At 65.7% G+C, this 21,726-nt stretch carries 18 protein-coding genes, 1 tRNA gene and 1 pseudogene; 2 read left to right on the forward strand and 18 right to left on the reverse strand.

Features of this window, described 5'->3' with window-relative positions; genetic code table 11:
- Positions 1-414 precede the first annotated feature (414 nt).
- The 4 genes from SJH88_RS13960 to SJH88_RS13975 form a co-directional block, all read right to left on the reverse strand.
- A tRNA-Ser gene (locus tag SJH88_RS13960) sits at positions 415-504 on the reverse strand.
- Between the two features lie 251 nt (positions 505-755).
- Positions 756-1,694, reverse strand: coding sequence for a Bug family tripartite tricarboxylate transporter substrate binding protein (locus SJH88_RS13965; RefSeq protein WP_231499193.1), 939 nt, complete (start codon positions 1,692-1,694; stop codon positions 756-758).
- A gap of 340 nt (positions 1,695-2,034) precedes the next feature.
- Positions 2,035-2,397 (reverse strand): cupin domain-containing protein, encoded by a 363-nt coding sequence (locus tag SJH88_RS13970; protein WP_274754823.1) that lies wholly within the window; start codon positions 2,395-2,397, stop codon positions 2,035-2,037.
- A gap of 176 nt (positions 2,398-2,573) precedes the next feature.
- Complete coding sequence (locus SJH88_RS13975) at positions 2,574-3,602, reverse strand: ABC transporter substrate-binding protein (RefSeq protein WP_274754824.1); 1,029 nt, start codon at positions 3,600-3,602, stop codon at positions 2,574-2,576.
- Between the two features lie 134 nt (positions 3,603-3,736).
- Between SJH88_RS13975 and SJH88_RS13980 the strand changes: the two genes are divergently transcribed.
- Positions 3,737-4,390: a flavin reductase family protein gene (locus SJH88_RS13980; protein WP_274754825.1), complete on the forward strand. Its 654-nt coding sequence runs from the start codon at positions 3,737-3,739 to the stop codon at positions 4,388-4,390.
- A 265-nt stretch (positions 4,391-4,655) separates the two neighbouring features.
- On the opposite strand, the gene otnI is transcribed toward SJH88_RS13980, so the two are convergent.
- The 12 genes and pseudogenes from otnI to SJH88_RS14040 all read right to left on the reverse strand — a co-directional run bounded on the left by otnI (position 4,656) and on the right by SJH88_RS14040 (position 20,240).
- Complete coding sequence (gene otnI / locus SJH88_RS13985; protein ID WP_274754826.1) at positions 4,656-5,456, reverse strand: 2-oxo-tetronate isomerase; 801 nt, start codon at positions 5,454-5,456, stop codon at positions 4,656-4,658.
- A gap of 59 nt (positions 5,457-5,515) precedes the next feature.
- Positions 5,516-6,192, reverse strand: a pseudogene (locus SJH88_RS13990) (class II aldolase/adducin family protein).
- 29 nt (positions 6,193-6,221) lie between these two features.
- A complete protein-coding gene (otnK, locus tag SJH88_RS13995; RefSeq protein ID WP_274754827.1) occupies positions 6,222-7,499 on the reverse strand; it encodes a 3-oxo-tetronate kinase in 1,278 nt (425 codons plus the stop codon).
- Complete coding sequence (gene ltnD, locus SJH88_RS14000; RefSeq protein WP_274754828.1) at positions 7,496-8,407, reverse strand: L-threonate dehydrogenase; 912 nt, start codon at positions 8,405-8,407, stop codon at positions 7,496-7,498. The genes otnK and ltnD overlap by 4 nt, the downstream gene beginning before the upstream one ends.
- A gap of 84 nt (positions 8,408-8,491) precedes the next feature.
- On the reverse strand, positions 8,492-9,862 hold the full coding sequence (locus tag SJH88_RS14005; protein WP_331700035.1) for a GntP family transporter: 1,371 nt from the start codon (positions 9,860-9,862) through the stop codon (positions 8,492-8,494).
- Positions 9,863-10,010: 148 nt separating this feature from the next.
- Positions 10,011-10,778: a FadR/GntR family transcriptional regulator gene (locus tag SJH88_RS14010; RefSeq protein ID WP_154164357.1), complete on the reverse strand. Its 768-nt coding sequence runs from the start codon at positions 10,776-10,778 to the stop codon at positions 10,011-10,013.
- A 320-nt stretch (positions 10,779-11,098) separates the two neighbouring features.
- Positions 11,099-13,396, reverse strand: a complete 2,298-nt coding sequence (locus SJH88_RS14015) for an NADP-dependent malic enzyme (protein WP_274754829.1) — start codon at positions 13,394-13,396, stop codon at positions 11,099-11,101.
- Positions 13,397-13,594: 198 nt separating this feature from the next.
- Entirely contained in the window at positions 13,595-15,082 is a 1,488-nt protein-coding gene (locus SJH88_RS14020; protein ID WP_045268007.1) for a nucleobase:cation symporter-2 family protein, read from the reverse strand.
- 342 nt (positions 15,083-15,424) lie between these two features.
- The gene (locus SJH88_RS14025) at positions 15,425-16,693 is read right to left on the reverse strand and encodes a M20 family metallopeptidase (RefSeq protein WP_274754830.1); all 1,269 of its coding nucleotides are present in this window, start codon (positions 16,691-16,693) and stop codon (positions 15,425-15,427) included.
- 23 nt (positions 16,694-16,716) lie between these two features.
- Positions 16,717-18,486: a 2-oxo-4-hydroxy-4-carboxy-5-ureidoimidazoline decarboxylase gene (uraD, locus tag SJH88_RS14030; protein WP_274754831.1), complete on the reverse strand. Its 1,770-nt coding sequence runs from the start codon at positions 18,484-18,486 to the stop codon at positions 16,717-16,719.
- Between the two features lie 78 nt (positions 18,487-18,564).
- Positions 18,565-19,524 carry an allantoinase PuuE gene (gene puuE / locus SJH88_RS14035; protein WP_042414136.1) on the reverse strand — a complete coding sequence of 320 codons (960 nt, stop codon included), beginning with the start codon at positions 19,522-19,524 and terminating at the stop codon, positions 18,565-18,567.
- A gap of 38 nt (positions 19,525-19,562) precedes the next feature.
- Positions 19,563-20,240: a GntR family transcriptional regulator gene (locus SJH88_RS14040; RefSeq protein ID WP_043384368.1), complete on the reverse strand. Its 678-nt coding sequence runs from the start codon at positions 20,238-20,240 to the stop codon at positions 19,563-19,565.
- Between the two features lie 95 nt (positions 20,241-20,335).
- Between SJH88_RS14040 and uraH the strand changes: the two genes are divergently transcribed.
- On the forward strand, positions 20,336-20,686 hold the full coding sequence (gene uraH / locus SJH88_RS14045; protein WP_042414131.1) for a hydroxyisourate hydrolase: 351 nt from the start codon (positions 20,336-20,338) through the stop codon (positions 20,684-20,686).
- Positions 20,687-20,749: 63 nt separating this feature from the next.
- On the opposite strand, the gene SJH88_RS14050 is transcribed toward uraH, so the two are convergent.
- A complete protein-coding gene (locus tag SJH88_RS14050) occupies positions 20,750-21,220 on the reverse strand; it encodes an energy transducer TonB (protein WP_420921744.1) in 471 nt (156 codons plus the stop codon).
- Between the two features lie 130 nt (positions 21,221-21,350).
- The coding region (locus SJH88_RS14055) for a hypothetical protein (protein ID WP_274754833.1) at positions 21,351-21,726 on the reverse strand (376 nt) is incomplete at its 5' end.

Consider the following 21,726-nt stretch of genomic DNA (forward strand, 5'->3'; position numbering starts at 1 on the left):
AGCAGGCCAGACAGCAGTTCTTCGGGTACGTCGTGTTTCTTGGTGTTCATAGTGTTTACGGACAGGCCGGCTTGCGCCGGCTGTTGATTGGCCGTTTACACAAAATTTTGCACACCCTCGCAAATGAGGGGTTGTGATATCAATGAATCCAATGAGAACCTCCTTGGGGAGAGCAAAAAAGCCCCCGGCTAGATGCGCGGGGGCTTGGACGTGGTGAGCTCCTGGGTTTGGCTCTGGTCAGTGATATGTGGTTGAGATTTTTTGAATCTACAAAAGTAGGGTTGGAGTCTTGCGATCGTCCAGATCAGTGCAATTTCGTTGAAATCAATCGCAAAATTGATGGTAGGTGGGATGGTAGATTAAAAAGCTATAAAAACAAAAAAGCCCTTGAAATCAAGGGCTTACATGTGTATCTGGCGGAGGCTGTGAGATTCGAACTCACGGAAGGATCACTCCTTCGGCAGTTTTCAAGACTGCTGGTTTAAACCACTCACCCAAACCTCCGCAAGCTGACTATTTTACACATGGATTGGTACCTGCCACGGTGATATGGGGCTCTATGGGCGAGCGTTTGCCGGGGTGTTGGCGGGATTAGAAGCTCCTGATTAGAGAGCGTTGTACGCCTGTTGGTGCTTGCGTTGCAGTGGATTTGTTCGAACACCTCAATGACTGCATGCGCCAGCAGCTACTCTAATGCGAGCGCGCATAAAAAAACGCCTTCGCAAGGAAGGCGTTGGCAGGGGGCCGGTGAGGGCTTAGTCGGCGGTGGCGCCGGAGGCCTTGACGGCGTCGCCCCACTTCTTGATGTCGGCGTCGACCAGGGCGGTGAACTCCGCGGTGCTCAGGCCATAGGCTTCGGCGCCCAGGTCGGAGATCTTCTTCTTCACGCTGTCCTGGGCCAGGATGTCACGCACATAGCCGTTCATGCGTTCGGCCAGTTCCTTGGGCAGGTTCTTGGAGCCGATCATGCCGTACCAGGGTTCCACGTCGAAGTTGGTGTAGCCCAGCTCGTGCAGGCTCTTGACGCCGGGGAACTTGGGCGAGGCGTGCTTGCTGGTGATGGCCAGGGCCTTGAGCTTGCCACCGTCGATCTGGGGCTTGAGGGGCACGGGGTTGTCGATGCCGTACTGCACTTCGTTGGCCATCAGCGCAATGATCAGCGGTGCCGAGCCCTTGTAGGGGATGTGGGGCGACTTGGCCTTGATCTGCATGTGGAACATTTCCGCAATCATGTGCTGGGGCGAGCCGGCGCCGGCGGAGCCGAAGTTCAGCTTGTCCTGCTTGATCTGGGCGACCAACTCGTCCACGCTGTTGATGCCGGAGGTGGCACCAGTGACCAGCAGGAAGGGGGCCTTGGCGATCGGGGTGATGGGCGTCAGGTCGGTGCGGGGGTTGTAGGGCACGCTCTTGTACAGCGAGGGCGAGATCACCACGGGGCTGCTGGAGCCGACCAGGAAGGTGCCGCCATCGGGCTTGGCGCGGCTGACGTAGGCCGTGGCGATGTTGCCGTTGGCACCGGGCTTGCTTTCTACGATGACGCTGGCTTGAATGCGCTTTTCCAATTCGAGGGCCACGATGCGGGCTAGCATGTCGCTGGTGCCGCCGGGTGCGTAGGGCTGCACCAGGGTGATGGTCTTGACGGGCCATGCGTCTTTGGCGTGGGCCACGGCAGGCAGCCCTGCGGCAACGGTCATTGCGGCGGTCGCAGCCAAAACGGTTCTTCTGAACATATCCACTCCTTGTAAGCCGGGCGCGTGAGGTTGGCGCCCCATCGTGATCACGGGGATGACCCAAAACAGTGCATTTGCACGTTTGTGAATCAGATTTAACCCGTACATGCTAACCCGCAGTCTTGTAGAAGACAGGCCCGTCTTGTGGCTAATTGCAAATATCGGATGTGGATATTACGTAGAAATCCTTGGATTTTTCAGAAGACGGTTTTGTATTTTGTAATGTAAAAAATGTTGCGTTGCAGCATGATTTATAAGGATTTTTTCCACCACGATGGTCCGGTCGGTGGGTCGCGGGGTGGTGTCAACCGGTGGTTCGGGCGATGAAGAACACCTTTTTCACGCGCTCGTCCACCTCCCAGTGGCCGGCAAAACCTTCGGGCAGCACGAAGCTGTCCCCGGCCGCGAAGCTGTGGCGGGTGCCGTCCGGGTCGACCACGCGGCAGCTGCCTTCGACGATGTGGCAGAACTCGACGTAGCCCGCGCAATGGGAGCGGAAGGCGCCGGCCGTGGCCTCCCAGACGCCGCTGCTGAGCTGGCCGTGCTGCGCGCTGAAGCTCTCCAGCGTCAGGTAGGTGGTGTCGCCGTGGATGGGGCGGCTGGGCCGGCCGGGCGTGGCCTGGCGCAGGTCACGGGTTTCGATGCGGACAAGGGTGGCTGGGGTCATGGTGGCGTGCTGTTGAGAAAAAAGGAGCGTGTGGCGCAGGCAGCGAAAAGGTTTGGTGCGGATTCGTGCTGAAAACCCAGCGTTGGCGAGCGCGGTATGCTCTGATTTTGAAGGCATGCAAAAAGGCCTGCGTTGCCGCAGGCCCTGTCACACACGATCACTGCCGGGCGAGCCGCTCAGCGTTTGGGCAGCACGTCCAATTCTGCCGCGCTGGGCAGGAAGCTGCCGTTCCACACGGCCTGGACGGGGATGGGGCGCTTGGTGGCGTAGGCTTTGCCGACCTGTTCGGCCATCAGCTGCAGGCGTGCGGGGTTGAGCTGGCCAAAGCCTTCCTTGCGCGCGCCTTCGCTGTCGATGGCGGTTTCGATGGTCAGCTTCAGGCGCTTGACTTCCTGGGGCACATTGACCAGGCCGTCCTTGGCCTTCATTGAGGCGATGGCCGCCTCGGGGTGGGCGATGCCTTCCTTGGCGCCCTTGGCGAAGGCCTTGAGGAAGGCGCGCACGGCCTCGGGCTTTTCGGCAATCAGCTTGGGGCTGGCGATGATGACGTTGCCGTACAGCTGCACGCCGTGCGTGGCATAGGGCAGGACCACCACGTCTTCGCGCTTGACGCCGCGCGCCTCCAGGTTCAGCAGGCTGGTGAAGGTGTAGCCGGTCACGGCGTCCAGGTCGCCGCGCACCAGCATGGTCTCGCGCAGCGGCGGGTCCATGGTGGTCCATTGCACCTCGCCCACGCCGTTGGCCTGCGCAAACAGGGGGAAGGTGCGGCGGCCGGCATCAAAGATGGGTGCGCCCAGCTTCTTGCCGGTCAGGTCGCTGGCCTTGGTGATGCCGGATTTCTTCAGTGCCATGACCGAGGCGGGCGTGGTGTTGTAGATCACCATGATGGCCACGGGCTTGATGGGCGCGTCCGGGTTGTTGGCGTGGAATTCCATCAGCGCGGCCAGGTCGGCAAAGCCCAGGTCGTGCGTGCCCGAGGCCACGCGCTGGATGGCGCCGGCGCCGCTGGCTGCCTCCACATTCACATCCAGACCGACGTCCTTGAAGTAGCCCTTTTGCTCCGGGTGCACGAACAGGGCGGCCGGGCCTTCGAAACGCCAGTCGAGCTGGAACTTCAAGGGCGTGGCCTGTGCGTGGGCGCTGGTCAGGGCCGAGGTGGCCAGCAATGCGGCGGCAGCGGTCTGCAGGAATTGGCGTTTGCGCATGGTTCAACACAATCAGAGGGTGGAAGGAGCACGGGTTGAGCAAGATCAATGCCCGGATTGCATACACAATTGGCATGCAAGTTGCGGCGTTCTGGGGCACAGGTCGCTGCATGGCGACAGAAACGGAAAGCTCCATGACCGAAATCGATTTCTCCACCCTGGGTACGTACGAGCGCTACAAGCTCATGGCCAGCCTGATCGTGCCGCGGCCGATTGCCCTGGTGACCACGCTGGCCGCGGGTGGCACGGTGAATGCCGCGCCGTTCAGCATGTTCAACATGGTGGGCGAGGACCCACCGGTGGTCATGCTCAGCGTGAACAAGCTGCAGGACGGCCAGCTCAAGGACACGGCGGCGCACATTCTGCGCACCAAAGAGTTCGTGGTGCACTTGGCCGATGAACCGATTGCGGCCGCCATGCACCGCTGTGGGGACCGCCTGCCCGTGACCGAGAGCGAGCTGGCCTACACCGGCCTGCACACCACGCCGTCCCAGACCGTGCAGGTGCCGCGCATTGCCGAAGCGCCCGTGGCCTTCGAGTGCGTGCTGCACGAGCTGATGGAAACCGACAGCCGCTACGTCTTCATCGGCCGCGTGCAGTGGCTGGCGGTGCGTGACGGCCTGGTGGACACGGCGACGTGGCGCGTCAAGCTGCAGGACTACTTTCCCGTGGGCCGCTTTGGTGCCAGCTTCTACGTCACTTGCCGCGAGCGTTTTGCCATCGAGGCCCTCGAAGGCAAGGCCGCGCTGCAGGGCGGCAGTGCCAGCACGGCCATCGATGAAATGTGAGCAGTTGGCGTTGGCTGTGCGCGGATTGCATGTGATTTCTCTTGGAAACCATGGCCAGGTGAGCGCAAGCTGCTACACATACTGAAGCGTTGATGCAAAAAGCCCCGGGCCGAGCGGTCCGGGGCTTTTTGCATGGGTCAGGCGCCGCGGTGGAGCCGCGCCGCATGCGGCGTAGGGCGCCGCGCCAATCGTCACCGCTGGGGGGCGGCACTGTGCCGGCCTGGCGTGGCGGCCGGCGGCTTGGCTCACCGCCGCCTTGATCGCCTCAGGCCAGCCAGGGCTGCAGCCAACCCAGGCCGTCGCGGGTGGCGTGCGGTGCCGCGCCCCGGGCGGGCTTGTACTCGCAGCCGATCCAGCCGTCGTAGCCCAGCGTGTCCAGCAGCTGGAACAGGTAGGGGTAATTGAGCTCGCCCACATCGGGTTCGTGGCGCTCGGGCACGCCGGCGATCTGGAAGTGGCCGACGTTGCCGGTGGGCAGGTACTGGCGGATCTTCATGGCCAGGTCGCCTTCGACGATCTGGCAGTGGTACAGGTCCATCTGTACCTTGACGTTGGTGGCACCGATCTCGGCCACCAGCGCGTGGGCCTGGTCCTGGCGGCTGAGGAAGAAGCCCGGCATGTCGCGGCCGTTGATGGGCTCCAGCAGGATCTGGATGCCATGGGCGGCAGCCTGCTCGGCGGCGTAGCGCACATTCGCCACGTAGGTGGCGCGCACGGTGGCGGGGTCGACATCCTGGGGCATCAGGCCGGCCATCACGTGGATGCGCGGGCACTGCAGGGCCTGGGCGTAGGTGATGGCGCGGGCGATGCCCTCGCGAAACTCGGCCTCGCGGCCGGGCAGGCAGGCGATGCCGCGCTCGCCCGCGTCCCAGTCACCGGGCGGGGCGTTGAACAGCACCTGCTGCAGACCGTGCTGGCGCAGCAGGGCGGCCAGTTGTTCGGGCGTGTAGGCGTAAGGGAAGAGGTATTCCACGGCCTTGAAGCCATCGAGGGCGGCAGCGGCAAAGCGGTCGAGGAAGTCCACGTCGTTGTAGAGCATGGACAGGTTGGCAGCAAAACGGGGCATGGTTGCTCTCGGGGTTCAGCCTGCGGGCGCCAGGGCCTGCAGACCAGGAATGGATGGGGTCACCACGACGCGCCAAAGGTCTGGCGCAGCTCGTCGATCTGCGCCTCGCTCAGCGGGGCGGGGGGCTGGTGGCGGCACAGCTGCCAGAGCTGGGCGGTTTCTTCCAGCTCTTCCAGCGTGGCCATGGCGGCGGCCGGGCTGTCGTGCCAGACGTTGGGGCCCAGGCGCGCCAGCATCACGGCGCGGATGGGGTGTCCGGCCGCGGCATAGCGCTCGATCGCCTCGACCACGGCCTGCGCCGCCTCGGGGGCCCGGGGCGGTGGTAGGGAATGTGCGGCACGCGCCCGACCTTCATCACGAAGTAGGGGGTCAGGGCGGGCAGCAGCTCGGCCTGCGGCGTGGCCGCACCGGCCTGCAGCGAACAGGCCACCAGGTGCGTGCTGTGCGTGTGGATCACGCAGCCTGCGGGCGCGGCCGTGGTGGCGCTGGCCTCGTAGATGCGGCGGTGCAGCACGATGGTCTTGCTGGCCCGGTCGCCGCTGAGCTGCTGGCCCTGCAGGTCCAGCTTGGCCAGGCGTTCGTGCTGCAGCGCGCCCAGGCAGGCATCGGTGGGCGTGATCAGGTAGCCATCGGCCAGGCGCACGCTGATGTTGCCGGCCGTGGCATGCACATAGCCGCGCTCGAACAGCGAGCGCCCCACGCGGCAGATTTCCGCGCGGGCGTGGGCTTCGGTCAGAAAGTCGGTGGGCATGGGGGCTTTCGGGGTCAGGCCAGGGCCGTGAAGGCCTTGGTGAAGAAGTCCGGGGTTCCGAAGTTGCCCGACTTGAGCGTGATGTGCAAGCCCTGGGGGGCGGCCGGCGAGGCCGCGTGGCACCATGGCACGCCGGGGTCAATCTGACCGCCAATGCGCATCTGCTCGATCTCCAGCGCCTGCACGCAGGCGCCCGAGGTCTCACCGCCGGCCACGACCAGCTGGCGCACGCCCAGTTCCACCAGGCCGCGGGCAATGCCGGCAATGGTCTGCTCGACCATGGCGCCGGCTTGCTCCACGCCCAGCTGGCCCTGGATGGACTTGACGGCTGCGGGCTCGGCGGTGGAGTAGATCAGCACCGGGCCGTGGGCGATCTTGTCCTGGGCCCAGGCCAGGGCTTCGGCGCGCACGTCCTGGCCGGCGGCGATGCGCAGCGGGTCGATGGCCAGGGCCGGGCGGCCGGACTGGATGAAGTGCAGCACCTGCTGGTTGGTGGCCACCGAGCAGCTGCCCGAGACCACCGCCTGCAGACCGCTGGCGGCGGGCAGGGCTGCCGCCTGGTCGGTGTGCTGAAGGCCGAAGTTGGCGGGCAGCGCAATCGCCACGCCCGAGCCGGCAGTGACCAGGGCCATGTCGGACAGGGCGGGGCCCATGCGCAGCAGGTCGGCGTTGGACACCGCATCTACGATGGCGATGCCCACGCCTTCGGCCTTCAGCGTCGCGATGCGGGCGCGGATGGCGGCTTCCCCCTGGGCGACCACGCTGTGGTCGATCAGGCCCACCTTGCGCTGGCACTGTGCCTGCAGCACGCGCACCAGGTTGGGGTCGGTCATGGGGGTCAGCGGGTGGTTCTGCATGCCGCTTTCATTGAGCAGCACATCGCCCGCGAACAGGTAGCCCTTGAACACCGTGCGCTTGTTGTCCGGGAAGGCCGGGGTGGCGATGGTGAAGTCGCAGCCTAGGGCGTCCATCAGTGCCTCGGTCACGGGGCCGATGTTGCCGGCGGGCGTGCTGTCGAAGGTGGAGCAGTACTTGAAATAGAGCTGCTGCGCACCCTGGGCCTGCAGCCAGCGCAGGGCGTCCAGCGACTGGCCGATGGCCTCGGCAGCGGGGATGGTGCGCGACTTCAGGGCCACGACCACTGCGTCGGCCTCGGTGTCCAGCGGGGCCTGGGGCACGCCAATGGTCTGCACCACGCGCATGCCGGCGCGCACCAGGTTGTTGGCCAGGTCGGTGGCGCCGGTGAAATCGTCGGCAATGCAGCCGATCTTCAGGCGGGAGATGCTGCTCATGGCTGGCCTTCGTCGTTGGCGGCCTGGGGCAGGGTGATGCCGGGGAAAATCTTGATCACGGCGCTGTCGTCTTCCTTGGCAAAGCCGGCGGTGGAGGCCTGCATGAACATCTGGTGCGCGGTCGCCGCCAGTGGCAGCGGGAACTTGGTGGCGCGGGCAGTGTCCAGCACCAGGCCCAGGTCCTTGACGAAGATGTCCACGGCCGACAGGGGGGTGTAGTCGCCCGCCAGCACATGGGCCATGCGGTTCTCGAACATCCAGCTGTTGCCGGCGCTGTGGGTGATCACGTCGTAGATGGCGGCGGCGTCCACGCCTTCACGCAGGCCCAGGGCCATGGCTTCGGCGGCGGCGGCAATGTGCACGCCGGCCAGCAGCTGGTTGATGATCTTGACCTTGCTGCCCGCGCCGGCCTTGTCGCCCAGGCGGTAGACCTTGCCGGCCATGGCGTCCAGCACGTCGCCGGCGGCCGCGTAGGCGGCGGGCGTGGCCGAGGTCATCATGGTCATCTGGCCCGAGGCGGCCTTGGCGGCGCCGCCGGAGATGGGGCCGTCCACGTACAGGATGCCGCTTTGGGCCAGGCGTGCTTCCAGGGCGATGGACCAGTTGGGGTCGACCGTGGAGCACATGATGAAGGTGTTGCCTGCGCGCATGGCGGCAGCAGCGCCGTGCTCGCCGAACAGCACGGATTCGGTCTGCGCGGCGTTGACCACCACGGACACCACGACATCCACCTGGGCGGCCAGATCGGCCGGCGAAGTGCAGGCCACGCCGCCATCCTTGGCGAAGTCATCGGCCGCGCCGGGGCGCACGTCACAGACATGCACGCTGTAGCCGTTGTTGCGCAGGGTTTTGGCAATGCCCAGGCCCATGGCGCCCAGGCCGATGACGCCGACTTTTTTCTGAGTCATTTGAGAAGTTCCAATCGAAAGAGGATGTTGCGGAAGCAAACGCAAACGCGGGCAGGCCCGGCGTGGAAGAAGACAAGAGCTGGATCAGGACGCCAGGACCCAGATCAACCAGGTCAGCAGGAAGCCGGCCAGCCCCAGGATGGTGGTCAGCACCGTCCAGCTGCGCAGCCCGTCGGCCACGCTCAGTCCCAGGTAACGGGTGACGATCCAGAAGCCCGAATCGTTCACGTGCGACAGGCCCAGACCACCGAAGCCGATGGCCACCGTGAGGATGGCGACCTGCAGGGCGCTGTAGCCACCGCCGTTGATGCTTTCGGCCAGCAGGCCGCAGGTGGTCAGGATGGCCACGGTGGCCGAGCCTTGGGCGGCACGCAGCGCCAGGGAGATCACAAAGCCCAGCAGGATCAGGGGCAGGCCGGTGCCGGCCAGCGCCTGGGAGAGGGCGGTGCCGATGCCGCTGACGGTCAGCACCTTGGCAAACACGCCGCCGGCGCCGGTCACCAGGATCACGGTCGCAGCCGCAGGCAGGGCCGATTCCATCACCTCATTGGTGCGGGTGCGGGTCCAGCCCAGGGGGCGCACCAGCAGCACAAAGGCCAGGCCGATGGCGACCATCAGGGCGAACACCGGGGCACCGGTGAACGACATCAGGTTGCGCAGGCTGTCGCCCTTGGGCAGCAAGGTGGCGCCGGTGGTGCCCAGCATGATCAGTGCCAGGGGGGCGAGGATCAGCGTCAGCACGGCGGCCACGCTGGGCAGCTTGCTGGACGTGGAGGGGGTCGAGGCGTCGGTGCCGAACTTGTGGAACTGGGCTTCGGCATCGGGCTGCATCGCGTAGTCGCGGCGGTTGAGCTTGCCGCCCACGTACTGGGCCAGGAAGGCCAGGGGAATGCAGGTGGCCAGGCCGATCAGCGTGATCCAGCCCACATCGGCCGACAGCACGGCCGCGCCGCCGACGATGCCGGGGTGCGGGGGCACCACCACGTGGGTGGCCAGCATGATGCCGGCCACGGGCAGGCCGTACTTGACGGGGTTGACGCCCGCGGCCTTGCAGAAGCCGTAAATGATGGGGATCAGGATGATGAAGCCCACGTCGAAGAACACGGGGATGGACAGCACCAGGGCTGCGGCCGTCAGGGCGGCCGGCACGCGGCGCGGGCCCAGGATCTGGGTGAAGCGCTGTGCCAGGGTGTTGGCGCCGCCAGACACCTCGATCATGCGGCCCAGCATGGCGCCCAGCGCCACCAGGATGGCCACTGAGCCCAGGGTGCCGCCCATGCCGGCGATCAGGGTGGGAATGATTTCGGCCACGGGGATGTTGGTGGCCAGGGCCACCAGCAGGCTGACCAGCATCAGCGCTACGAAGGCGTGGACTTGCAGGCGGATGATCAGGACGAGCAGCAGCGCGATGCTGCCCCCGGCAATGCTCAGGAGGGCAAGGGTGGAAATGGAAATGTGTCTCGAAGTTTGTAATCAGGGAGGCACGCAGCACCGCTGCTTTGCCTGTTTATATTATCATCATACAAATTTTCGCGACAAGAAACCCCCGGGGAAATGCGTATGCCTGACGACCACGCGTGGTGTGTTGCGCCGGCGCGCCGTTTTACAGCGCGTCCGGCAGCAGCACCTGGGCCAAGCGGCGGCCATCCTGCGCCCAGAAGGCAGGATCGGCCTGGCGGATGCGGGAAATGGCGTTGTTCATGTGCGCGGTGGCGGCGGCGCGGGCCGCGGCGGGGTCGCCGGCCTCGATGGCCTGCACGATGCCGGCGTGCTCCTGCGTCACGGCGGTGGAAAAATCGGTGCGCCGCGCTTCATTGGCCCGGGTCACGCGCGTGGCGCCGGCCAGGATCTGGGACAGGTAGTCCAGGGTGTTGAGCAAAAACGGGTTGCGCGCGGCCTGGGCGATGGCGCGGTGGAAGGCCACGTCCTCGCTGACCCCGTCGCGGCCCTGCTGCACCGCATCGGCCAGTGCCTGCACGGCCGCGTGGATGCGGCGGAGGTCCTCGGGGTTGCGGCGCGCGGCGGCCAACTCGGCCACCTCGGCCTCCAGGGCGCGGCGCACTTCGACGATCTGGATCACCGCCTCCTGCGAGGCGGCCTGGGTCTTGTCCAGGTCCAGTGGCTCGATGCGGGCCGCCTGCACGTAGACGCCGCTGCCCTGCTTGGATTCCACCAGGCCACTGGATTTCAGGCGCGAGATCGCCTCGCGTACCACGGTGCGGCTGACGCCAAACTGCGCGACCATGGCCACTTCGGTGGGCAGGCGGTCGCCCGGGCGCAACTGGCCCTGCCGAATGCTGGATTCGAGGGATTGGGCCACTTGATCGGCAAGCGACGTACCGGCCTTGACGGGCTCAAAGGACACTGGCATGCGGTGGGGGGGTATCGGGGCGGTCAGGGCCGCCTGCAGGGAGAAGTTGCAGTTACTGTACCCCAAGGGGCGCGTGCTTTGGCAGGGTGGCGGTGATGGCACAGCGGCGCGCTTCGGTTCAGCGCGGGCGGGTCGCATGGGGCGGAGCGAATGGATTGTGCTTCAATAAAAAGAGCGTTTTGCGCTCATTGGAAAAGGATTTTGCAATGATGAAGCAATCAATTCATTGCTGCACAAGCGCAAGCTGCTTTCAAAAATGAAGCGGCCATGAAAAAAGCCCTTGGCCACAGGGCCAAGGGCTGGTGCCGGGGGCCGGGCGGTCAGGCCTTGCGGGCAATCGCCTGGGCGGCGGCCAGTGCGGTCATGTTGACCACGCGGCGCACGGTGGACGAAGGTGTCAGCACATGGGCCGAGGCGGCGGCGCCCATCAGGATGGGGCCGATGGTGGTGCCGTGGCCGGAGGTGGTCTTGAGCACGTTGAACAGGATGTTCGCGGCGTCCAGGTTGGGGCAGATCAGCACATTGGCTTCACCGGACAGTCTGCTGTCCAGCAGCGTGCGCTCGCGCACCTTGGCGTCCAGCGCAGCGTCGCCGTGCATTTCACCGTCGCATTCGATGCCGGGGTTGGCCGCGGCAAACAGGTTGCGCGCGGCGCGCATCTTCAGCGCCGACTTGCGGCTGGAGGAGCCGTAGTTGGAGTGCGACAGGAAGGCCACCTTGGGGGGGATGCCAAAGCGGGCGACTTCGTCGGCCGCCATCTGAGCGATCTGGGCCAGCTCTTCGGCCGTGGGGTCTTCGTTGATGTAGGTGTCCGCGATGAACAGGGTGCGGTCTTCCAGCATCACGGCGTTCACGGTGGCCAGGCGGTCGGCGCCGGCCTTGTGGCCCAGCACGGTCTCGATGTGGTCCAGGTGGCGGTCGAAACGGCCGACCAGGCCCGACAGCATGGCGTCGGCATCGCCCAGCTTGACCATCAGCGCAGCGATCAGGGTGTTGGAGCGGCGCACGGCCGACTTGGCGGTCTCGGGCGTCACGCCGTCACGGCCCATCAGCTGGTGGTAGGCCTCCCAGTACTGGCGGAAGCGGGGGTCGTCCTCGGGGTTGCAGATTTCCACGTCCACCCCGGGCTGCAGGCGCAGGCCGGCCTTGGCAATGCGCGCTTCGATCACGGCGGGGCGGCCGATCAGGATGGGCTTGGCCAGGCCTTCTTCCACGGCCACTTGCACGGCACGCAGCACGCGCTCGTCTTCACCCTCGGCATAGGCCACGCGCTGCAGCTTGGCCTTGGCGGCGGCAAACACAGGGCGCATGAACATGCTGGTCTGGTAGACGAAGCGGGTCAGGCTTTCGCGGTAGGCGGCGATGTCCTCGATGGGGCGGGTGGCCACGCCGGATTCGGCGGCGGCCTGGGCCACGGCGGGGGCAATCCGCAGGATCAGGCGCGTGTCGAAAGGCGTGGGAATCAGGTAGTCGGGGCCGAACTTCAGCTCCTTGCCCTGGTAGGCGGCGGCCACTTCGTCGCTCACGTCCTGCTTGGCCAGGGCGGCGATTTCGCGCACGCAGGCCAGCTTCATGCTTTCCGTGATCTTGGTGGCGCCGCAGTCCAGCGCGCCACGGAAGATGTAGGGGAAGCACAGCACGTTGTTCACCTGGTTCGGATAGTCCGAACGGCCGGTGGCGATGATGCAGTCGGGGCGCACCGCCTTGGCCAGCTCGGGGCGGATTTCCGGCTCAGGGTTGGCCAGTGCCAGGATGATGGGCTTGTCGGCCATGGTCTTGACCATCTCGGCGGTCAGCACGCCAGGGGCCGAGCAGCCCAGGAACACGTCGGCACCGTTGACCGCGTCGGCCAGGGTGCGGGCGTCGGTCTTCTGGGCGTACTGGGCCTTGGAGGCGTCCAGGCCACCGGGGCGGCCTTCGTAGATCACGCCCTTGGAGTCGCACATGAAGACGTTCTCGCGCTTCACGCCCAGGCCCACCATCACGTTCACGCAGGCAATCGCAGCGGCGCCGGCGCCGGAGACGGCGACCTTGACCTGGTCGATCTGCTTGTTCACCAGTTCCAGGCCGTTGAGCAGCGCGGCGCTGGAGATGATGGCGGTGCCGTGCTGGTCGTCATGGAACACGGGGATGTTCATGCGCTTGGAGAGTTCCTGCTCAATGTAGAAGCACTCGGGCGCCTTGATGTCTTCCAGGTTGATGCCGCCCAGCGTAGGTTCCAGCGAGGCAATGATCTCGATCAGCTTGTCGGGATCGCGTTCGGCCAGTTCGATGTCGAACACATCCACACCGGCGAACTTCTTGAACAGGCAGCCTTTGCCTTCCATCACGGGCTTGCCAGCCAGGGGGCCGATGTCGCCCAGGCCCAGCACGGCCGTGCCGTTGGTGATCACGCCGACCAGGTTGCCGCGGGCGGTGTAGTCAAAAGCCTTGGAGGGATCGGCCTGGATGTCCAGGCAGGGGTAGGCCACACCGGGGGAGTAGGCCAGCGACAGGTCGCGCTGGTTGGACAGTGGCTTGGTGGGGGTCACCGAAATCTTGCCCTTGTTGGGGCTTGCGTGGTACTCACGCGCAGCATCGCGCAGGGCTTGTTCAGCGGTGGACAGGGTTTGCGTCATACAAAAATATCTCGTGAATCTGGCAGATCAAGCCTGAGGGCTTGCTGACCTAGAGCTTACCCTAGGTCGGGTCTTTCCAATAGATGAACGGTTTGTGCGCTGCAATAAGCGTAGCTCAAGGCGCAAACCCCCAGCGGCGTGGGCAGGGGGCGTCGTGGGGCCCGGGGATGTCCGGGCTACGGGCGAAGGCAGACTGGGTCAGTGCGCGTCGGCCTGGCGTGCGGCATTGATAACAGCTTGGGTATCGCCACGCGCTCCGTTGAAAAACACATTCAGGAGCACGGCGGCGATCGAGGCCAGAAGGATACCGGATTCGATCAGCGGGTGGATGGCATGGGGCATCCACTGGCGGAAATTGGGCGCCACCAGCGGAATCATGCCGACGCCGATCGAGACCGCCACGATCATGGCGTTGTTGCGGTTGCGGATGAAGTCCACCGTCGACAGGATGCGGATGCCGGTGGCAGCGACCATGCCGAACATCACTAGGCCGGCACCGCCCAGCACCACGGTGGGCAGGGACTCGATCAGCATGGCCATCTTGGGCAGCAGGCCCAGCAGGATCAGGATGGCCCCGCCTGCCACGCAGACCCAGCGGCTCTTGACCCCGGTGACCGCGACCAGGCCCACGTTCTGCGAGAAGCTGGTGTAGGGGAAGGTGTTGAAGATGCCGCCGATCAGCGTGCCCAGGCCGTCCGTGCGCAGGCCGCGCGTGAGCTCATCCTGGTTGATGGGCTTGCCGGTCATGTCGGACAGGGCCAGGAACATGCCGGTGGACTCGATCATCACCACCACCATCACCAGGGTCATGGTCAGGATCAGCACCGGATCGAACACCGGGGCGGCGATCTCGAAGGGCAGCACCAGGTTGAACCACTGGGCATTCGCCACCTTGTGGAAGTCCATCAGGCCCATCGCTGCGGTGATCACGCCACCCACCACAATCCCCAGCAGCACCGAGATGTTGGCCAGAAACCCTTTGCCGAAGCGGGCCACGAACAGGATGGTCAGCAGCACGATGGCCGAGATTCCGACCCCGGTCAGGTCGGCGTACTTGGGGTTGGGGATGGTGGGCACCACGGCAAAGCCCTTGGGCACCGGTGGCAGCGAGGTGCCCGGTGCGCCGGCCATGGCCTGGGCCTCGGTCAGCCATTTAAGGTGTTCGGGGTTGGGCACGGATGGGGCGGTCGGCCCCACGGGGTTGCCGAAGATCCAGTTGATGCCCACGCGCATCAGGCTGATGCCGATCACAGTGATGATGGTGCCAGTGACCACGGGCGGAAAGAAACGCAGCAGGCGGCTGACCACCGGCGCGATCAGGATGGAGACCACCCCAGCGCCGATCACCGAGCCGAAGATCAGGCCGGCCCCGGCATGGCCGCCGGTGCTTTGTGCCATGGACACCATGGGGCCTACGGCGGCAAAGGTCACGCCCATCATCACCGGCAGCTTGATGCCGAACCACTGCGTGCAGCCCATGGCCTGGATCAGCGTCACCAGGCCGCAGACGAAGAGGTCGGCTGAAATCAGCATGGCCACCTGTTCGGGTGGCAGGTTCAGTGCCCGGCCGACGATGAGCGGCACGGCGACTGCGCCGGCATACATCACCAGCACATGCTGCAGGCCCAGCGCCGTCACACGGCCTAGAGGGAGCTTTTCATCGACAGGATGCACAGTGGTCTGCATGGGGTCTTCCTTGGAGTCCTTGTAGGGTGGTGTGGTTGTGCTGCATGGCTTGCATGCAGTCATCCATACAAAAAGTGTATACAAAACAGGATGGATTAGGACCTCTAGAAATCCCGGGTGGAGGCCTGATTTCATAGGGGTTTGCCCCTTGCTGGTGCATGCCCGTGCGCCGTGCCCGGTTTGTGTTTTGAAACACAAAAGGGCTTTTCGACATGTGAAAGCGGGCATGCCCCATGCTGGGGCTCTTCCCTGGAAACAAGCAAGATGCACGCCCGCTGGGCACAGGCATGAAAAAGCCCGGTCGCAACCGGGCTGGAGGGGCGGGGCGTGAAGCGCCGGGGATCAGGCCAGCAGGTCGACCAGGCTGCGCGCCACCACCTTGGTGGCGCGGCGCAGGTCTTCCAGCTCCAGGCGTTCGTCGGCCCGCTTGGCGTGGCTTTCCAGCACGCTGCGGGGGCCGGCGCCGTAGATCACGCCGGGGATGCCGCGCTCCACGTACAGGCGCACGTCGGTGTACAGCGGCGTGCCCACGGCGGGGGGCTTGGTGCCGAACACGGCTTCGCCGTGGGTCTGGATGGCCTCCACCAAGGGCTGGTTGCCGGCCAGCGGGGTCATGGCGTTGGCCAGCAACAGGCGCTTGATGTCCACGCGCACGGCGTCCTCACCGGTGTAGCCCCGCTGGGTGTTGAACTCGGCGGTGGCGCGGGCAATCACGGCGCGGATGCTGGCTTCCACCTCGGCCGGGTGCTCCTCGGGGATCATGCGGCGGTCCAGCTTGAGCACCACCTTGCCGGGAATCACATTGGTGTTGGTGCCGCCTTCGATGCGGCCGATGTTCAGGTAGGGGTGCTTGATGCCGGGGACCTGTGAAGTCACCTGCTGGTAGCGGGTGTTCTCGGCATACAGCGCGTTCATGATGGCCACGGCGCCCTGCAGCGCATCCACTCCCGTGTGAGGCACGGCGGCGTGGGCCATCTTGCCGTGCACGGTCACTTCCACCTGCAGGCAGCCGTTGTGCGCGGTCACCACTTCGTAGCTGAAGCCGGCGGCCACCATCAGATCGGGCTTGGTCAGGCCTTGCTCCAGCAGCCAGCCGGGGCCAAGCAGGCCGCCAAACTCCTCGTCGTAGGTGAAGTGCAGCTCCACCGCGCCCCGGGCGGGCTTGGCCACGGCCTCCAGTGCACGCACGGCGAAGGTGAAGGTGGAGAAATCGCTCTTGCTCACCGCCGTGGCGCGGCCATACATCTTGCCGTCCTCAATCTGGGCGCCATACGGGTCCTTGGTCCAGCCTTCACCGGGCGGCACCACGTCGCCGTGGGCGTTCAGGGCAATCGTCTTGCCGCCCGCGCCATAGGGGCGGCGCACGATCAGGTTGGTGATGGACTCCATGCCGTAGTCCTTGACGGCCTGGGCCGGCACCACGTGCTTTTCGGCGTCGAAGCCGAAGGCCTGGATCAGCTCGGCCGTGCGTTCGGCATGCGGGGCATTGTTGCCGGGCGGCGTGTCGGTAGGCACTTGCACCAGGGATTGTAGGAACTGCACCTGCTCGTCAAAGTGCTGGTCGATCCAGGCGTCCAGTGCGACGTACGTGGCTTGGCGGTCTTGCTTCATGGGGTGTCTCGTGTCGGTGGGTGTTATTGCGCGGCCAGTTGCTGCAGCACGTGGCTGAAGGCTTCCACGGCCAGTTGCATGTCGTCGCTGGTGGTGGATTCGCGCGGGTTGTGGCTGATGCCGCCATTCAGGCCGCGCGTGAACAGCATGGCCTGGGGCATGATTTCGTGCAGTTTCATCGCGTCGTGGCCGGCGCCGCTGGGCATGCGGAACACGGGCACGCCCAGCGCTGCCACGGCCTTCTCCCAGCGCAGTTGCCAGTCGGGGGCGCTGGGGGCGGCGGCGGCCTGCATCGCCAGCTCGGTCTTGTACTGCAGACCACGGCGCAGGGCGATGGCTTGCAGCTGGGCCAGCACATCCTGGACCATGGCGTCGCGCTGGGCATCGGTGGGGGCCCGCAGGTCCATGCTGAACAGGCAGCGGCCAGGAATCACGTTGATCGAGCCATTGGGCACCTGCAGCATGCCGATGGTGGCCACGCTGTCGCCGTCCTGCCGCGCGCGCTGCTCCAGGTACAGGCCCAGCTCGGCCACGCCCAGGGCGGCGTCGTGGCGGCGGTCCATGGGGGTGGTGCCGGCATGGCTGGCGGTGCCATACATCTCGCACACATAGCGCACGCCGCCGTTGATGGAGGTGACCACGCCCAGGGGCAGGTCCAGTTCGTTGAGCACCGGGCCCTGCTCGATGTGCACCTCGATGAAGCCCAGGTATTGCGCGGCATCGCGCCGGATCTTGGGGATGTCGTCGATGCACAGGCCGGCGTGTTGCATGGCCTCGCGCATGGTGATGCCGTCGGCATCCTTTTGCTCCAGCCACTCGGGCTTGAAGTCGCCGATCAGCGCGCCCGAGCCCAGGAAGGTGGCCTTGTAGCGCTGGCCTTCCTCCTCGGCAAAGCCCACCACCTCAATACCGAAGGGCAGGCGCTTGCCGGCACGGTGCAATTCGCGCACGCAGGCCATGGGCACGAAGATGCCCAGGCGGCCGTCGTACTTGCCGCCGTTGCGCACGGTGTCGTAGTGGCTGCCGGTCAGCAGGTACTTGGCGCCAGCCTGGGCCGGGTGGTAGCGGCCTACCACGTTGCCCACGGCGTCGATCTCGACCTCGTCAAAGCCGCAGTCGCGCATCCAGTGGCTGATGCGCTGGGCGCAGGCGCGGTGGGCGTCGGTCAGGTAGGTGACGGTGAGCTGGCCCTTCTCGGCATAGCCCGGTTCGCTGTGCTGGGCCAGCTTTTCCTGCCAGTCCCAGACATCGTTGCCCAGGGTGGGGGTGTAGCCGAACTTGTCGTTCAGGCGAATCTCTGCAATCCGATGGATGTTGCGCAGGGCTTCGGCCCGCTCGTAGTTTGGGTGGTTGAAGCTGCGGCGCGCAAAGGTGTCGATGATTTCGGCCTTGGTCAGCCCGGTGCCACGCGGGCCGCGCACGGCCAGGATGAAGGGGAAGCCGAAGCGCGCGTTGTAGTCGGCGTTGAGCTGCTGGATGCGCGCGAATTCCTCGGGTGTGCAGGCCGTCAGGCCGGCGGTGTTCTGTTCGTTGGTGGATTCGGCGGTCAGCGACTGGGCCACCATGGCCTTGCCGGCCAGCTCCGGGTGGGCGCGGATCAGGCCCAGTTGCGCCTCGGGCGAGGCCTGGGCCAGCACCTGGACCATGGCGTGCTTGAGGTGGGCCAGCGACTTGAACGGGCGCTGTGCCAGCGCGGCTTCGGCAATCCAGGGCGAATGCTCGTACAGGCCGTCCAGCAGTTGCACGGCGCTGGCGGTGTCGGCGGTGTTGAGTTGTTCCAGGGTCAGGGCCATGGTGCTTCCTGTCAAAAAATAGAGCTGCTGACGCAGGATGGATAAGGGCTGGATGCCAATTTGGCAATCAAGCTGCGTTCACAGCGCAGGCGCCGGAAAGCGCTGGGCCCAGTGGCGCGCCAGATCGATGCGGCGGCACACCCAGACGTGGCTGTGGCGCTGGATGTGGTCCAGAAAGCGCTGCAGTGCGGTGATGCGGCCGGGGCGGCCCAGCAGGCGGCAGTGCATGCCGATGCTCATCATCTTGGGCGCGTTCTCGCCGGCGGGGTCGCCCTCGGCGTACAGCGTGTCGAAGGTGTCTTTCATGTACTGGAAGAACGGGTCGGCGTGCGAATAGCCCTGGGGCAGGGCAAAGCGCATGTCGTTCACGTCCAGCGTGTAGGGCACGATGAGCTGATGGTGGTGGCTGCCATCGGTCTTTTCCAGGCGCATCCAGAACGGCAGGTCGTCGCCGTAGTAGTCGCTGTCGTAGGCGAAGCGGCCATCGTCGGCCACCAGGCGATGGCTGTTGGGGCTGTCGCGGCCGGTGTACCAGCCCAGGCCGTGGTCACCCTCGTGGCCGTACAGGTCTTCGAAAATCTCCATGCACTGCGCCATGTGGGCGCGCTCGATCTCCTCGGGCACGTTCTGGTAGTGGATCCACTTCAGGCCGTGGCAGGCCACCTCGTGGCCCAGATCGGCAAAGGCCTGGGCCAGCTCGCGGTGCTTTTGCAGGGCCGTGGCCACGCCGAACACGGTCAGCGGCAGGCCGCGCTTTTCAAACTCGCGCAGGATGCGCCACACGCCGGCGCGGCTGCCGTACTCGTAGATGCCGTCCATGCTCATGTGGCGCGCCGGGTAGGCAGCCGGGTTGAACATTTCGGACAGGAACTGCTCGCTGGCCGGATCGCCGTGCAGCACATGGTTCTCGCCGCCTTCCTCGTAGTTCAGCACGAACTGCACGGCCACGCGTGCCTGGCCGGGCCATTGCGGCTGGGGCAGTTGGCGGCCGTAGCCGATCAGGTCGCGGGGGTAGGGGGCGGTGGCGTTGTAGGTCATACGGGCAGGCGCAAAAAACAGGGGGACAAGGACAGGGGTCAGGCGGCGATGCCGGACAGCGCCATGGACAGGTCGCTGGAGGGCATGTCGCGGTCGAAGGTCAGGCCTTCTTCCACGTGCTGCAGGTGTTCCTGCATCAGGCGTACGGCCAGTGCCTCGTCCTTGGCGGCCAGGGCCGTGACGATGGCTTCGTGCTCTTCGTGCGAGTGTTCGGCGGCGCTGGCGCTCTGGTACATCAGCGTGATCAGGGCGCAGCGCGACAGCAGCTCGCCCAGAATCTGCGCCAGCACGTGGTTGCCCATCTGCTCGGCCATGACCACGTGAAAGTCGCCCAGCAGCTCGGTACGCTGACCCACGTCGTTGCGGTCCATGGCCTTCTTCTCGGCCGTGATGTGGGCCTTGAGCGCCTTGATCTGCGCGGGCTTGACCTGGCGCACAAAGGCGCGCGTCATCTCGGTTTCCAGCATGCGGCGCACGGCAAACACCTGCTGGGCTTCCTCGACCGAGGGGGTGGCCACGAACGCACCGCGGGCCGGCGCCAGGGTGACCAGCCGGTTTTGCGACAGCTGGAACAAAGCTTGCCTGACCAGGGTGCGCGACACCCCGAAATGGTCGGCGAGCTTTTGCTCGGCCAGCTTGGTGCCGGGCAGCAGTTTGTGCTCGACGATGGCCCGCGTCAGGGCGTCGGCGATGGCGCTGGTGGAGGATGTTTCCATAGGGATCATCATAGATGCGTTTGAGCAAAAATTGTATACACTTTTGGTAAACAAGCGGCTGCACGGCGGCTGCGTCACATTGAGGAGTTACCCCCATGGGCTTGAGTACCCACGTTCTGGACACCATGCACGGCGGCCCCGCGGCCGGCATGCAGGTACAGCTGTTTGCGCTCGAGGGCGACAAGGTCACGCTGCTGAAAAGCCTGACCCTGAACCACGACGGTCGCACCGATGCTCCACTTTTTGACAACCACAGCCTCAAAGTGGGGACCTACCGCTTGTCCTTTGATGTGGCAGGCTACTTCAAAGCAAAAGGTGTGCAACTTCCCGAGCCCAATTTCCTGAATGTGGTGCACTTGGATTTCGGCGTGGCGCACGCCGACCAGCACTACCACGTGCCGCTGCTGGTCAGTCCCTGGAGCTACTCCACCTACCGCGGCTCCTGAGCGGGCGGCTGGCACCATCCAAAAAAGAGCGCTCGGCGCTCTTTTTTGGATGGCGGGCGCTGGTTAGCCGCCCGGAAGCTGTCCCTCGGTCAGCGTGTCCAGCTGAAAGCGCCCGGAGCGGTCCCACAGCCACGTGTCGGTGTAGATGAGATTGCCCGCCCCGGTGGGCGGAAATGGTGCGGCAGCGCGCACCATGCGCTCAATCTCTCTGACCACTTCTGGTGCATGGCTGGGCTGGCGCATCCAGCTGAGGCGGAGGATCTGGCCATTGCCGCTCACATGGATTTCCAGCACGGCCACGGCGTACAGCATCGGGGGCAGCTGTCCGCGGTAAATGCGCGCGGCATAGCGTTGGTACAGGTGGCGTGCGGCCTTTTGCTCGTAGGCCGTGGAGGCGCGCTGCTCGGTGCCTGCGCCTGGCAAGGGCATGGGGATGCCGCAGGCGGTCAGCGCAGCGGCGGCGACGCAGCCCAGGCCTCCCAGCAGCCAGTGGCGGCGTGAGCGTGGCGGCGGCGCAAGGGGCGGGGTGGTCATCATGCGGCCAGCATAGGTCGCAGGGCCGCCGCTGTGGTGTCGCCGGCGGCGTGGGTGGCTGTAGGCGGGGGCGCTGCGAAAGCTTTTCAGAGCGCATCCGTCGATCTGCGCTGCGCTGGATGGACCGGGCCTAGCCTCCGTCGCGCTGGCCTTCGGTCAGGGTGTCCAGCTGGAACATGCCAGTGCGGTCCCACAGCCAGGTGTCGGTCCACACCAGGCGGTCCTGCACGCGCTCGGGCGCCGGGTAAGGGGCGGCGGCATGCACCGTGCGTTCGATTTCCCGGATGACTTCGGGGGCATGGCGCGGGGCACGCATCCAGTTCAGGCTGCGCACATTGCCCTTGCGGTCCAGGTTCACCTCCAGCACGCCCACGGCATACAGCATCGGCGGTAACTGGCCCTTGTAGATGCGCGGGGCATTCTGGGCATACAGGTGGCGGGCCGCGTCCTGGCGGTAGGCGCGGGCCGAGGTGGCGCTGGAGCTGCGGCTGGCGCCGGCCCCCGCG

This window comes from Comamonas sp. GCA5 (genome assembly GCF_036541385.1).
In the GTDB taxonomy this organism is placed as follows: domain Bacteria; phylum Pseudomonadota; class Gammaproteobacteria; order Burkholderiales; family Burkholderiaceae_C; genus Comamonas; species Comamonas aquatica.